3 protein-coding genes and 1 pseudogene are annotated in these 13,988 nt (G+C 37.2%); all 4 read right to left on the bottom strand.

The features are described 5' to 3' along the window. Positions 1 to 467 precede the first annotated feature (467 nt). Positions 468 to 950 (bottom strand): hypothetical protein, encoded by a 483-nt coding sequence (locus AWV75_RS06510; RefSeq protein ID WP_231738023.1) that lies wholly within the window; start codon positions 948 to 950, stop codon positions 468 to 470. 649 nt (positions 951 to 1,599) lie between these two features. Beyond that, positions 1,600 to 1,716 (bottom strand): annotated as a pseudogene (locus tag AWV75_RS19295) (type IV secretion protein Rhs); the annotation flags it as partial. Positions 1,717 to 2,781: 1,065 nt separating this feature from the next. Then, on the bottom strand, positions 2,782 to 3,267 hold the full coding sequence (locus tag AWV75_RS06495) for a hypothetical protein (RefSeq protein ID WP_060873608.1): 486 nt from the start codon (positions 3,265 to 3,267) through the stop codon (positions 2,782 to 2,784). Next, on the bottom strand, positions 3,267 to 13,985 hold the full coding sequence (locus AWV75_RS06490; RefSeq protein WP_060873607.1) for an RHS repeat-associated core domain-containing protein: 10,719 nt from the start codon (positions 13,983 to 13,985) through the stop codon (positions 3,267 to 3,269). The genes AWV75_RS06495 and AWV75_RS06490 overlap by 1 nt, the downstream gene beginning before the upstream one ends. Positions 13,986 to 13,988 lie beyond the last annotated feature (3 nt).

The following is a 13,988-nucleotide window of genomic DNA, read 5'->3' as shown; positions in this document are numbered from 1 at the left end:
CGTAGCATTCGACTCACTTCGCTACTCTTTGCTACTCCACTGACGATAAAATAGTTTACAGTGGACGGTTTACAGCAAACAGTTTTAATTCTCTTCTATAATAAATCGTTGTCCAAAAACCAACTACTTTTTAGTTGACGGTGGACGGTTTACTGCTTACAGTTTCACTTCTCTTTATATCGAATAATCTTCCGTAAACCGTTAACAGTAAACTGTCAACTAATTTCACTGTTGCTTTTTTGTAGTCTTCGGCTGTACTTTACCTTTTGAAACACTTCTACCATTGTCGTTGAATATGTCAGGGCCGAGCGTTAAGAAAATGTCTGGTAGACATTTTTAGCGATGGAGCCAGGTGGCGTGGTGGCCAAATAGTGTAGCGGTGGTAGGGTGTTTCTTTTTTCCACTAAAACAATCCCCCCTAGATAACACCACCCCTTTGATCCGTTTGGAAAGGTTGGGGTGGTGTTTTATTCTTTGTCAATTACAACTACTTTTTTGTTAACTCTAAATTCATGAACTATATGTCTAAAGAGAGAGTCGTTAGGTACATTTTTTTTATCCTTCGATATATCATAAATAGCTTCATCTACAATAATTCCATCAATATACTGTACTCCTTTTGTAGAAAAACTAATATTATAAATAGCTATTTCTCTATAATTATCTGCTCCAATAGTATCAAGTTCTTTTCTTTTTAATTCTTCAAAACTATAATTTATATTATCTGTTTTTCGCATGCATAAAAACACATATCTATGGTATTCATCATCAAAACTTGTTGTAAGTGTATCTAATGTACTTTGATATAATATTCTTCCATTATATTTTTTGTCAACAATAATTGTATCAGGAAATTCAATACTATAATCCAAAGTATCTTTATTTACTTTTAAGTCATTTTTACAGGATATAAAAAGAGCTATAATTATTATTAAACTATACTTTTTCATTTTTTATTTATTTTCTAATACGTCTGTTAATACTATCCGCTTCATATTGTTTTTGACTCCTAATTCTTTCTTGTCTACTTAAGACAGGTGAACTACTACTTTTTTCTACCATTGTATCTTTTATATGCCTACTTTGTACTGTAGCTCCAGCAGCACTTCCTCCAGGTCCAAGAGGTTGAGCAACTGTATAATCATAATCATATAACGATATTATTTCCATTTCAGGCTTAGGAGTTATTGGTAAAGTAGATTCTTTGGGTGTATTTGATTTAATTACTTCATCTTTAAAATAACTCAATACTTTATTCATCAAAGCATAAAAAGCATTTACATCACTATCTCCAACTTCAATAGATCCTTGCCCTCTATCTCTTCCTATAGCACTATCCATAGGATCTGCTCCCATTCCCCAAACCATAACACCATCCTGCTGAATACTTCCCTTCTTACTAAAATCAGCAATCACATTTCCATTTACTGTAATTTGTCGAGTTGAGCCATCCATTACCAAATGATCTGTTCTATTCTCTCCATAACTTTGATTGCTACTACTATATCCTAAATTAGTATATCCTTTAATATTTTTACTCCCATCAATCCATGTAACCTTTTTGGTTTCATTATTCATATACCAATCATCTTTACCTGTTGAATCCTCAGCACTCATCCCTGTCGGATCAATCAAATTAATCGGATTATTGTGTACATAATGGTATGGTGTCCATGCAGCGAATTTCTCCGCCAACGAGTCCACACTCAAAAATATACTTGCTCCCGGATCATAATACCTCGCTCCATAATAGTAATAACCTGTTTACCTCCTTGTTTATATATTTTTTTAAGGTCTCGGTGAATATATCTCACCGAGTTGCTATTTTGTTTGGGTGTTCGATGAATCTCAGCTTCGCTTCGATTTCCACTGTGTTTTGATTTGAGTATATAATTCTACACTACGTGCCTTCATTCAACTAAAGCTACTCGCTTTAGTCTCCGAAATCATTAAACTTATACACATTCTCTAAAATGTTGTTGGTGCTTTGTTCCACCATAACCTCTCCAAACGGTAAGTACTCAATGTATTGTACAGGTTTTCCAAAGACGTCTGTAATATACGACGTACTTCCTTCACGAAGTGCATCGAATACTAAAACAAATATAAGCGTTAATGAGATACATGGTCGCTATGATACCACCAAACAGGACCGTGTTGTTCCAATGGATTGGCTTCAATTGGTCTACTTTCCTGACGATCATCCTGCCATTCTTCTTCTTCGCCTTCTCCTATCTCTTCCGCTGGAAACTCGGGTTCGGGTTACGGATCGGGATCTCGTGGAAGTGGCGATATTTATCCTCAATGTCGTAGCATTTGACTCTCTGCGCTCCTCTTTGCTACTCCACTGACGATAAATATAGTTTACGGTGGACGGTTTACAGCAAACAGTTTTAATTCTCTTCTATAATAAATAGTTGTCCAAAAACCAACTACTTTTTAGTTGACGGTTTACTGCTTACAGTTTCACTTCTCTTTATATCGAATAATCTTCCGTTAACTGTTAACGCTAAACTGTTAACTAATTTCACTGTTGCTTTTTTGTAGTCTTCGGCTGTATTTTATCTTTTGAAACACTCTTACCATTGTCGTTGGTTAAAGTCGAAACCTTTTTTAATAGTGTAACGGTGGTGGGGTGTTTTATTTGGTTTACGGTGGACGGTTTACAGCTTACGGTTTTAATTTTCTATGTATTGAATATTCTTCCGTCAACCGTTAACAGTAAACTGTTAACTAAAAAACCCCAACGATCCGTTTTGGAAGGTTGGGGTGGTTAACTAATTATTCCTTCAAAAAGACAGTAGTCTCTCTTATCATCACTCCTTCATTATCAAAAATTTTTATATCTAAAGAATCTCCTATTTTAATGTAGTAGCCATTATAATCATTAAATAATGGTCTTTCACTCTTTCCATTATAGGAAACATTATAATTAAATAATTCATCATAACCTACATTATTCCGCAATTCAATCTTTATCCAAAATTGATCATTAGGACAGTTCTTATGCTTTAATAACTGTAGAAATCCATAACTTTTATAAAAACAAAAATCACTCTGAAATATTACCCATTGTTTACCATCAATTATCAAAGAATCTAATTCTTTTACAAAGATATTATTTTCTTTGGCCGTAGTTAAATTAGTATTTTTAATATAGAAATAATTCTCAAATCTTTGATTTTTACTTATAACTAGTGATAATGAAACATACAGTAGAACTAATACAACTATGCAAATTCCAACTTTAGTTACTAATTTCATCATTATTGTTGTTTTGGGTTATTTATTTTCAATTGACTATCAACTCTTTTACCTTTATTATTTTCCTCAATATTTCTAAAATTTGTTGATGGCCAAAACGCATCTCCTGATTTCTGATCTCCTGATTTCAATGTTTCATTTACATTATTTGTACACCTATTATTAAATAAATCATAATCTTTTTCCGTTACTTCTGTCGCTGTTTTAAACATTTTTGTATCCTGTTCTTCAGTCGTTGTAATCTGAAAAGCCTTCTCATATCTCTGTATTAAATTTCCATTAGAATCTCTCTCCGAATTTCTAAATCCTTTTCCATCATCATAATCTTCTTTAAAAGTATTAAATTCTGATTGAGCAAAATCTTTTAAGGTTTTATATTCACCTCCTTTCGAAATAGTATACCCATCATTAATTTGTCCATCACCATATTCATACGGTCCATCGCCATCCAAAGAAAAATAAGTCCAACCTTTTTTGTCACTTCCTACTAAAATTGCATTATGTCCATATTTATGTCCTCTTCTTTGAGCTCCATAGGACAACACAACAATATCTCTTCCATCGGGATCTATTGCATTAATCGGATTATTTGCAACATATACATAAGGGTTAATATTGGGATACTTTTCAGCATGTGGGTCGGGGGATAAAAATATACTCGCTCCCGGATCATAATAACGCGCTCCATAGTAATAATACCCAGTTTGTGCATCCAACTCCTTCGCATTAAACTTATACACATTCTCCAATATGTTGTTGGTGCTCTGTTCCACCATTATTTCCCCAAAAGGTAAATACTCGATGTATTGTACCGGTGTTCCGAAGATATCCGTAATATACGATGTACTTCCTAAATGGTCGCTATGGTACCACCAAACAGGACCGTGTTGTTCCAATGGATTGGCTTCAATTGGTCGACTTTCCTGACGATCATCCTGCCATTCTTCTTCTTCGCCTTCTCCTATCTCTTCCGCTGGGAACTCGGGTTCGGGTTCGGGTTGCGGATCGGGATCTCGTGGAAGTGGCGGAACAACTAATGTACAAAAATTAATTATATAAGTCACACCATCTTCATGCAAAGTCACACCTGGTAAATAAGCACAGTCTTCGCATTTAGTACAACGCAAACACATGTAATACCTAAGAAGCTCATAATAGCTTTGTGGTTTATCATCTATTTCTTCGTAATAATGGATATAATCCAACAAGAGATTGTAACACTCCAATTGCAATCGTCGACGTCTTGCTTCTTCTTCGTCTTTAACTAGTCCTAAATCAATTGGTTTCTTGGTAATTGGATCATACGGAATTCCTGTCAGCGGATCGTAAATATACCCCGTTTCTGGATCGATAATCAACCCATCATCCGTATATTTCACACAGCCGGTAGCATTGATTTTTTCTAATGCCAAACAGTAATCCACACCAACAGCTACACGTTCATAACGCAAACAAGGTTGATTCGGGTTGGATGAAGGCTCTACACAACGCGTTTCATAGCGTGTAAATTCTTCTATAATAGCTAATAATTGTCTTCTACAATACTCCTTCTCAGGTGTATTATATAGGCTATTTAATAAGAAGTCAATCTGATTTCTACAGATAGTCTCTGACATTTGACTACCATTGCCATTAACATCTCTCAATCCATTTGTTCTCGATGAGCCACTTGTTGGGCCACTTACACTGCGAATGCTGGTACTTTTTCCTCGATTTGTTGACGATAACGATAAATCAGGACGATTCGGACCGGTCGTTGAAAACTCCTCCTGGTTGAAATTCTCTTGTTCAAAATTGAAAACAGGAGTGGAATCTTCAATACGAGAGGCTATGCGTTTGGCATTGGCATAATAATGTTTGGTATACATTCTGTCGGTATATACCAAATTACCACTTGGATACAAGACCTCATCTGTGCCATACATCCCATCTTGCATGTGTTCTCCATTGATGTTCAGATTATTTCCTCCACTCAAACGCTTAATCACGCGTTCTCCTTTTCCATCATACAAATACGTACTGGTTATTCCGGTATTGTCTTTAATTTTTATGATGTTATTATTACCATCCCAATCTATCATACGTTGTTGATATTCTAGTGCATGAGGAATATTTCCAGAAGATTCAATCTCATTGATATTCCCATTCGCCATGTACTTAAATTTTTGATAAAACCCAATCCCATCCGCATGATTTCCTTCAATAGCCGTTAATTGAGGTACATCAGCATCACCATATTGATAATTTCTAGTTAAAGCATTTTCTGTATTTCTCGTTTGTTGACTATTTCGATCATACACGCGATGGCTTTGCTTTTTCACAGCAATAGAATGATCCTTGTTATACTTCATCTCTAAATTATAACTATGCACTTCAAACTTTCCATCCCATTGTCCATAAGCATCAGCCAAACGATTGAAGGCATCATATTTATAGTTCTTCTTATACCTTCCGCCTATATTGAGTCGTTCCTCTTGACTATATTCATTATACGCATCTGAAATATTGTTATTCCTATCATATCGATATACATTTCTAGAAAATATACCCAAGTAATTATTTCCTTGCCTTGTTCCAAATTGTGCTGCACGCAAGCGTTCCAAGCTATCAAATTCTTGAACCATTTCTACCTTATTTCCATACTGAATAAAATAGGGCTGATCAAAGTAGGTATACTTCACGTTGGTTAAATACTCAAAATTATTTTGATTCACCATAGATGTCAATTGTCCTACGCTGTTGTACCTGTAAAACACTTTTTCTCTATCTGGATAAATGATTTGCAGGATTCTACCCCATGAATCGTACTTGTATTTGGTTTTAAAATAATGCATCGTTCCATTTTTATCTCGAATCATCTTCAGATCCTCGACGACTTCTCCTAGCTTACCATATTTAAATGCATGTGTTCCTGTAGCATCATCCATTAAGGCTAAGCGTCCTCCTTGTTCATACCTAAATTTAGTACTAATTTCTGGTCCATCTACCTTTACTAAGCGATTGAAATCATATTCATAACTCATTGTGGAATTGTTTGCATCTACTTGAACCGTTATTTGTCCCAATGCATCATATCCATACGATGTTCTTCCAGCAGCTGAGGTCTCCTTTTGCTTCACTCTACCCAACAAGTCGTAATCATATTTAGTGAAATGATTGGCTGCATTGGTCACTTGTTTCACTTGTCCCAAATTGTCGTACACAAAATTTGTACTCAATGTTTGCCCATTACCCAATTGGTTTTGCTTTACCGTTTGTCCAAATTTGTCAAAATAACTAACCGTTGTATTCCCTTCTGGCAATACCACTTTTTGCGTCATCAATGTCCCTTCAAATCCATACGTATTTTCCGTCTGGGCATTCGAGCTGTAAACCAACTGTTTCAATACACGGTCTTGGTCATCATAGGTTGTTGTAATTTTGCGTCTATCTTCATCTGTTGTTGGATAGTACGTCGTCAAGATTGTTTCAAAAACCTCTTGTGGACTCAGGTTATTGAATCCCATAGCATCCAAATCCAAGGGACTACAATACAGCTCTTCTTCTGAGAGATAATTCGTTACCACACGCCCAAATTCATCGTATACATTTTTACCTGACACTGCGAATCGCAAGGCTGCATTACCACCATCACAACCTTCATACTCTCTATCATTTTCCAATTGCTTTTTCACCTGAATTACACGCCCTAATCCATCCGTAAACATACTGGTATGCAAAATGAATCCATCGCCAAGGTTGTGTTGAGTCATGGACTTTCTATTGCTTAAATATTTATTTCGAATGGTCCAATCTTGTTCGTAAGGCCCTTTCACTTCTAATAAACGATTGAATGCATCGTATTTATAGCGAATTTGTTCTCCATATGTATCAACAGCTATTACAGGTGCTCCAAAAGCATTCGGATAAATTCGCGTTATATCACCAAACGGATCTACTATTCTCGTAGGTACGAGATTAAAGTAATCACCTGTATATTCCAAACGATTAATTCTTATATGATCATCGTATTTATAATAATATTCAAATGCATGCCCCCCTGGCAAGATTTTCTTCACTATATTTCCAACCGCATTGTATTCAAATTTAACCGTTACTGCATCCGTGTTAGATAAGTGCTTACTCACACTTGCATATTTAGTTCCATTTGGCACTAAAGTAGCTTTGGTCAAACGCAACTGTTGGTTGGTTGTAGTCAAGCTTACCTTATGACTCGTCGGCATCGTTTTAAGCCCCAGGTTATAGGTAATATCTACCGTTAATCCACGATCTACATCCTGATATTTCTTGACATTCCCCATCTTATCATACAACAGAAATTTTTGTTGCATTTGATTTACTAGTGCATTCGTTCCTGTTTCCTCTTGATAGATCCATTGCTTGGTTTGCATATTGGTCACCAAAGGCCATACGGATAATTTTTCCGTAAATACATTTACTTCTGCACTAGAAGTTGTTGTGGTCGTAATATCTCCTGTTATACGGCGACTATCATAGTATTTATAATCATACGTTGTTTCAGTTAAGAGTCTTCTTCTCTTATCTAAGGTATAGGTCTTTTTCGGTAATCCTTTTTTATAGAGATACTGCTTGAGATCCGAACTTGTTCCTGGCATATACAATTCAGTATCGCGCATACCATCCAGTACATATTCCGTTACATCCGTACGGAAAGGAACTCCATTAGCATGTAACAAATGGGCTTTTGTTTTTCCGAAACCTAAGAAATTACGTTCCTTGCGGTCTTTGTATCCATTGTAATACTCATACGCATACTGTGTCGTATTCTTTCCATCTCCTTCAAAACCATCATAAACGGATACTTTAGTCAACGCCCATTTCTTATATGGCATTTTATAGGTTGTTCCGATTGTTGAGCCGTCAATTGGATTTTTTACGTCATAATCCAAACTAATCGTAGCTCCTGTCGCTTGGGTGACTTTCTTCAATAAATTCGTACGCTTAATACGCGATTTATATACGGTTACACTTTCATTTCTAGATGAAGTAACAAAATCCATAAATCCATCCCCGTCAAAATCCATATAACGTCCTTGTTCACTTGATACATTTCGTCCCGCAGCAGCTCCAAAAGAAAAACAGAATTTGGGTCCCGTAAAAATAATAGGAATTGGAAAATAGATACAAACGGTTATATTTCCATTCAATCCTCCCTCTACTGATTTTTGTGCTTGATTTCCTGGCACAGCATGTCCTGTAGATTCAAAACCGATCCCTTTGTTGATATAATACTTCCCATCATCAATTTTTTCAGGCAATCCATCCCCATTTAAGTCCATATAAAACACTTGATCTCGAGAGGTACTTTCTGAAAAACTGAGACCTAAGGAAATATCCATATTAGATATTGCCGAGAAACCTCCGCCTCCGCCTCCGCTTTTAGTTTCTGTAATATTTTTTTGAAAAGGTATACTACCCCAAGTAGTACTTCGTCTAAATACCCCTCCATAGTTTAACAATACACTGCCATCATCTTGGACAATATCCACCAATCCATCTCCGTTGATATCAACATAAAAACGCTTGGTGGTATTGGTTGTACTGAAGTGACTACGGCTGGCTGATGCACTTCCTTGATTCCCTACTACCAAATTCATTTTACCTGCATTCGCCGCTCCTGAAGTAGCCCCACTGCGAACACCTGTATAAGATCCTCCTAATAATGCACCAGTACCTCTAATGGACGTAGAGATTGTAAAATTAGCATCAACAACGCGATTAGAAAGCCCGCCTCGCTTAGCTGTTAGTTGAACGCGTTCACCAATAATATCTGGAAAACCATCTCCATTCACATCCATAAACTCATTCAACAATTCACTAGATCCATCTACGTTGGTATCGCCAATGGAGAACATACCAAATCCTAAAGCTCGATTTTTACTCTTGTTCTTTACAGCAGAATATTTGTTAATTCCCGCTGCCCCGTAATTCCCAACGGGTACAGTAGGCGGACGCAAATCTGGAATTTCATCCGTTAAAAATCGCGTATAGGGGCTAACTCCTGTACGAGAAACATACAAATGCTCATGACTTTCCCAACGCTCTTTTTGTTTGTTAGGCAATAACATCGCAAAGGATTCCGTCATATTCCCCGCCATCCCTTGGATATCCTCTATATTCATTTCCACTTGATTTAAGGTCATGTTGGGATCTCCTAAAATATCTTCTGCTGTTGCTCCTGTACTTGTCGTACTCGAAGAATTAAACGGGTGTATATTTTTACCTACAATCGCTTCATACGGTTGCCCAACATCCGCTCCTTTATAAGCGAATTGTCCCCAATTTCGAAACATGGGTCCCCAAGCCGTATTTTGTTCAGAAGTGTAAACATTCGCTTTTACCTTACCTGTATTGTCTACCCCTGCCATATAGGTATAAGGTGCAGGACTTCCTCCTGTTACATAAATTAAGGGAGTTGCTGTACTGTTTTGATAGGCATCCAACAATTCTCCAATTTTATATTCTGTAGTATAGTATTCAAAAAAGAATCGTTCTCCAATACTAGTAGTTAAATTAATATTATTGCTGTTATCTAAATTTTGGTAAACATAATTTTGATTTAAACGTTGTTTTTGTACAATATTACCCGCTGCATCAAATTTATAACGAAATTTAGTATACCCTGATGGAGCACCTGAACTAGAATTCACCAAAGGAACAATTTGCCCATTAGAATAACGTGCGACCAAATACACATAACGATCTCGACAAACAGCCTCTGTACAAGCAGGTAAACTAAAATTATTTTTTATTGTTACTCGAACATTAGGCCCAGAAGCAATAAACTGCAAAGGAGTATAGCTTGTATGAACTTTACTGTAATTACCATAGTAAGGGGTTAAATATACATCCGTATTGTCGCGATTTAGAGAGACTAATTTGGGTTTAAATTTTCGATCTAATTGCCCCCAATCAATTTCAGAATCACTCAATACTTCTACCTTGACATAAAGAAAACTACTCGGTACACTGGTAATCGAACTCATGTCTAAGTCAAGATTAGGTGAATTAAAGCCCGTATACTCACGTATATTACTTGTTTTCTCGTAAATCACCACATTATTTCCTACTACAGGTAGGTTTCCTCCCCCATCGGTTCCCTTTTTGAAAAAAGAAACGCGAATCGTCACGCGATCTTCATCATAATTATTAAAATTAGGCCACTCCAAACGGAATTTTCCTTTCTTTTTAAACGTATGTTCTAAGTTAGTTCCTACTAAAACTCCTTCATCATAGGATGATTCATGACGAGAAGCCGCTTGAATTGGATCTGGATTTTCACCTGTATAGTCAACACGCGGATTCCACTTCACTCCTAGTTCTTCAAAAGGGGTTTGATTGGTATGGGCTCTAAAGAACAACAAATCTCCTTTAACTACTGTCAAGGTATGGGTGTGGCTTTCACGCGTAGATAGCATTAAATTAGGACCTAAAACATAGGTTGCATTTCCCATACTGCTTTCATGCAAACGCTCAATTGAAAACTTCACTCCATTTTCTAAATCCACGTGATCCTTGGTAATGGTTCCTGATACCCTTACTTGTCCTGGTTTTGGCGCACGCCAAACCATAACAATGTCCATCGGACCATTGGTCATATCCACCTGAGGTATTGGATTTAATATAGGCGCTACATCCTCTTCTTTTAGAATAATTACAGGCGTAATCGAACTATCTAAACTATACGATGGTGCTTTCGTTCTTGGATCAATATACCCAAAATACACGCGTTCATTATCCACAACATCCAACAACCCATCCGCATTTACATCCGTCATATAGGTCGTTGTTTTAGATGCACTTTTTGCATCGGATTCGGTATAATTTCCAACCATGATATTGGCACTAAACCCCTTATCACTGTTTGTATTTCTAGAGTAACTTAGGTTAGGAAGATCTTTAATCGGGTAAACCTCTGACGAAAACTTGTCTCCTAAGTTCTTACGATAGAAAAATTTACTTCCATCCTTGAATATTTTATCTGGTAATCCATCCCCATCAATATCCGCCATCATTACTTTGGTTTCAGAATTAGAAGATCCCCCTCCTAAATTTCCTCCAAAGGTAGCAGCCCAACTAAATGGAATCCAAGAACTGGGGAAAACTGGGGTAACAATACCTACAGAAGCCCCACCATTAAAGTTCGTCGATTTTCCTTCTGTTCCACCCAATGCCGAAATATAAATTTTAAAATCATCATAATCCGTCGCATAATCCTTAAATGTATTATAGGTTTTTCCACTTGTTTCAAATAAAGAACCACTTCCTATATCATCGTGATAATCAAAAGTATATTCTTCGACAACAGGCTGTGTCGCATTAAAAGTACGTTCATAATTATTATTGCTATTCTTATTGATTATTTTATATAGCAAACTTCGTCCAAATTGACCTGCCTTATACTTAAATTGATATTCATTAGACATATGACCAAGGGATACAAGTTCATGCTCTGGTGTATAAAAATACCAAGATTTACCTGTTAAACTAATCACTATTTTATCAATCAAATCTACACTTCTGGATTCCTCTCCTGAGCGATTGTTTACTTTCACATCACGACGAGGGCCTGATGGAGAATCAATCGTCGTTTTTCGTTGAATTTCAATTTCAAATTGGCTAAAATCAGAAAACGTAGTTGTATTCGATTCCTGTATATTATACATAATTCTACTCAACTGATAATCACCACTGGCATTTCTTCCATACTCATATCGCATCGCATTTTTGTAAGCATCACTTACCCTGGACAAATACCACTTTCCTTTTGCATAGGTTTTATATTCATAAATCCATCCCGTAGCATAATCAGTCACTTCCCAAGTATAGTTATTCGCAGCTCCCAAGCGTTTGATGACCTGATTGGGGTTGTGCTGTGCTTTTTGGAAGGTCGCATCTGCTACACGGTTAATCAAACGATCTTTATGGGGTGCATATAAGGTATTATCACTTTGAACTAACAACAACTCTTCTCCGTTGTAGAGGTAAGACTCCGTTTCCTTTCCATTGTCATACAACGGAACTCCCCATCGGGTATCTACGGATATGGTCGGCACAGATAAACTCCATCCCAATCCAAAATCCCCTTCATCTGCACTACTGTTGTAATTCACCGAAATATCAGGAGTCATCCCGTGAATTCCCTTAGGTAATAGTAAGGGAAATTGCAAGGCTGCATCTCCTTTATCATTAATTTGAGGCACACTAACCATCGGAATACTCTCCGTTGGATTCACGGCTTGGATGCCGCTTAGTGTGGTTGGAGCAAAAGCTTCTCCATCAGGGCTTTCAGGTTCTTCAATCACGCCTGCTAAATAGTCTGTGAAGTGATTGGTCAATGCCACAACTTGTTGTGTCTCTTCTAGTACCTCAATCACCTTTACTTTAGTCCATTGCTTATTATCGATATCAAAGTAAAACACCTGAATATCTTTCGCGCTATACCCTCGAGGAATGGCCGCTACATCATACGGGATTTTCACTTTGACTTCTTTGTCAAACTGAATTCCATCAGGTAAAAAACGATACGCTCCCTTGTTTGCTGTTACATTGACTAAGGCCATACCCGTCGGAGCATAATCACTCACTCGCAACTCTTGCATAGACAAAATAAAGTCTTCCTTAAAGCTTCCTTGAGGAAATTCAAGAGCCACATGACCAAAACCAAAAACAGCAGCTTCCTCGCTTTTCTGTACCTCAAAGTGATGGCGATCATAAGCTTTAGCGACAGCCTTCGCTTGAGCGAATACTTTGCTTGTTTCTACTGGGATCAATTGGGTATACACCACTTGCCCTTTTTCCTTAAGTTCTACTACTAAGGGTTCTACAACTGCCTTTTCTCCTTGGGTTACATACTCAAATGTATGGTGGGTAATTGGAATGGGCTGTCCTGAAATAAACAGTTCCATCTGTTGATTTGGAGGAACAACCCCTGACACATATACTTTACCCGTCAGGCTATCGCGCACTACATCATTAACCTGAATCTGATTTTCTTGTGGTTGATTCAAGCGTTTTTCAAGCTGTACATTGCGAACCAAATAGTATTTAGTCTGAGTATCTGCAGTAAACAAAATCGTATTCAGGCCTTGTTTTAAATTCGCAGCCGATACAAATTCCTCTACTCGAGTCCACTGATTCGTTTTGCTGGTCAAATATCCCCCCACACTCGTGGTGGTATTGATACTCTTCGCTACTTCAACCGAACTTGAAGCACCATATAATTCATACGAAAGTACATAAGTAGCCGAGCGATCAATCCCATCAGCCAGTTGTATTTTAAATACGTTATCACTTGGGTCATCGTAAGGGAGAAGTTCATTGTGACCAATCACCCCATACGGTATATCCGCTGCATAGAGAGTAGAAGATCCCTCCATTCTTGGAGCCATTCTAGCCTCCGTTGCAGTTTTAGTAACTGAAACTTGAGGTGTAGGTGTTTCCGCTTCTTCTTTTCCTTCTTCAACTGTAAACAAATCCTCTGGATTCAGGGCATACACACCCTCTTCTTCACTCAACTCTTGGCTATTATATGGCTCTTCTTCCGTTAACACAGGAGAAGTTCCATAAAGATACACACGTTCAGCAATAGGAATGGGTTTTGCATAAGCTGTAAAAACCTCAAATACGAAGCTTTGTAGTAAGCTTATCAAAATAAAAGTTGAAATCTCTCTTTGATATCGTTTAAAAAATTGCATCATAGT

The organism is Myroides odoratus (assembly GCF_001549985.1).
Taxonomy (GTDB): domain Bacteria; phylum Bacteroidota; class Bacteroidia; order Flavobacteriales; family Flavobacteriaceae; genus Flavobacterium; species Flavobacterium odoratum_A.
The sequence above is the reverse complement of the archived record's forward strand: the minus strand, read 5'-3'. Positions and strand labels throughout refer to the sequence as shown.

What these genes read in the sequence shown, in the direction of transcription:
- AWV75_RS06490 (WP_060873607.1), bottom strand. Translation starts at nt 13,985, where the DNA reads ATGATGCAATTTTTTAAACGATATCAAAGAGAGATTTCAACTTTTATT.
- AWV75_RS06495 (WP_060873608.1), bottom strand. Translation starts at nt 3,267, where the DNA reads ATGATGAAATTAGTAACTAAAGTTGGAATTTGCATAGTTGTATTAGTT.
- AWV75_RS06510 (WP_231738023.1), bottom strand. Translation starts at nt 950, where the DNA reads ATGAAAAAGTATAGTTTAATAATAATTATAGCTCTTTTTATATCCTGT.